General features: G+C 67.0%; 3 protein-coding genes. All 3 read left to right on the forward strand.

Features of this window, described 5'->3' with window-relative positions; all coding sequences use genetic code 11:
* The first annotated feature begins 113 nt into the window (after nucleotides 1–113).
* Genes pyrF through ACIPIA_RS15835 form a run of 3 tightly spaced genes read left to right on the forward strand, consistent with a single transcriptional unit; the run spans nucleotide 114 to nucleotide 1,459 of the window.
* A complete protein-coding gene (pyrF, locus tag ACIPIA_RS15825) occupies nucleotides 114–821 on the forward strand; it encodes an orotidine-5'-phosphate decarboxylase (protein WP_400510932.1) in 708 nt (235 codons plus the stop codon).
* 38 nt (nucleotides 822–859) lie between these two features.
* Nucleotides 860–1,147, forward strand: a complete 288-nt coding sequence (locus tag ACIPIA_RS15830; RefSeq protein WP_055730778.1) for a DUF1330 domain-containing protein — start codon at nucleotides 860–862, stop codon at nucleotides 1,145–1,147.
* Between the two features lie 3 nt (nucleotides 1,148–1,150).
* Nucleotides 1,151–1,459 (forward strand): DUF1330 domain-containing protein, encoded by a 309-nt coding sequence (locus tag ACIPIA_RS15835; RefSeq protein ID WP_400510933.1) that lies wholly within the window; start codon nucleotides 1,151–1,153, stop codon nucleotides 1,457–1,459.
* Nucleotides 1,460–1,611: the final 152 nt, after the last annotated feature.

A 1,611-nucleotide genomic window follows, 5' to 3' on the forward strand; every position in this document is an offset into this window, starting at 1 on the left:
CGTTGCGTCCCGGTTGGCGGCGGGCTTCGCAGGCCGCGCCAATCCTCGTCCGCCGCGGACTTGCATCGCGCTTCGAATCGTGCGCCTTCCCCCGAAACTCAGGGAGCCGGTTGATGATGAGCAAGATCAACGATGTCCGCGACCGCCTGATCGTCGCCCTCGACGTGCCGACGGTATGGGACGCCTACCGTCTCGTCTCGACGCTCGGCGACGGTGTGACCTTCTACAAGATCGGCTATCGCCTCGCCTTCGCCGGCGGGCTCGATCTCGCGCGCCAGCTCGTCGCCGAGGGCAAGAAGGTTTTTCTCGACCTCAAGCTGCATGACATCGGCAACACCGTGACCGAGGGGGTCGACTCGCTGACCAAGCTCGGCGTCACCTTCCTCACGGTCCATGCCTATCCGCAGACCATGCGTGGCGCGGTCGAGGGCCGCGGCGATGCAGCGCTCAAGCTGCTCGCCGTCACGGCGCTGACGTCCTACGACGACGTCGATCTGCGCGATGCCGGCTATGGGTTGGCCGTGCGCGATCTCGTGCGGCTGCGCGCCGAGCAAGCCCGCACCGCCGGCATCGACGGCATCGTCTGCTCGGCTGCCGAGACGGAGATCGTGCGGCAGGTCATCGGCCCCGACATGGTTATCGTCACGCCCGGCATCCGCCCATCGGGGAGCGCCGCCGGTGACCAGAAGCGCACGCTGACCCCGGCCGAGGCGATCCGCGTCGGCGCCGATCATCTCGTGGTCGGGCGTCCCATCATTCGCGCAGCAGACCCGCGCGCGGCGGCGGGCGCGGTCATGGACGAGATCGTCGCGGCTTCGTAAGCTCTGCCTCGACATCGACTCAGCCAACGGACTGCACCATGCCCAAGGGATATGTCATCGGACGCGCCAAGGTCTCCGACGCGACCAAATGGGGCGCTTACGCCGCCAAGGCTTCCGAGGTGATGAAGATCTATGGCGGCACGCCGATCGTGCGCGGCGGCCAGATGACGGTGGGCGAAGGTGAAGGCCGCGCCCGCAACATCATCATCGAGTTCAATGATTTCGCTTCGGCGCGCGCCTATCTGTTCTCGCCGGAATACGCGGAGGCTCGCAAGCTGCGCGAGGGCGCGGGCGAGATCGACCTCGTCGCCGTCGAAGGGGCCTGAGCCATGGCCAAGGGCTACTGGATCGCGCGCGTGGACGTCGAGAACGACGAGGCCTACGCCAAGTATCGGTCGCTGAATGCCGTGGCCTTCGCCAAGTACGGCGCGAAGTTCCTGGTGCGCGGCGGCGAGTACAAGCTCGCCCGCGGCGAGGGCCGCAAGCACAACGTGGTCATCGAGTTCAAGGACGAGGAGACGGCCCGCGCCTGCTATGCCTCGCCGGAGTATCAGGAAGCGGTCAAGCATCTCAGTGCCGCGGGCAAGTCGGACCTCGTCATCATCGGCGGCTATGAAGGCCCGCAGCCGGGCGAATGAGCCGCCCTGAGCGCGACCTCGCGCGGGAGACGCTTACCGCGATCGGCGTGATAAGCGGCACCTCGATGGATGCCATCGACGTGTCGCTGGTGACCAGCGACGGGCACGATGCCGTTTCCTTCGGGGCGGGCGCCGCCTATCCCTATCGTGAC

Origin of the sequence: Allobosea sp. CER48 (genome assembly GCF_044752385.1) — a bacterium.
In the GTDB taxonomy this organism is placed as follows: domain Bacteria; phylum Pseudomonadota; class Alphaproteobacteria; order Rhizobiales; family Beijerinckiaceae; genus Allobosea.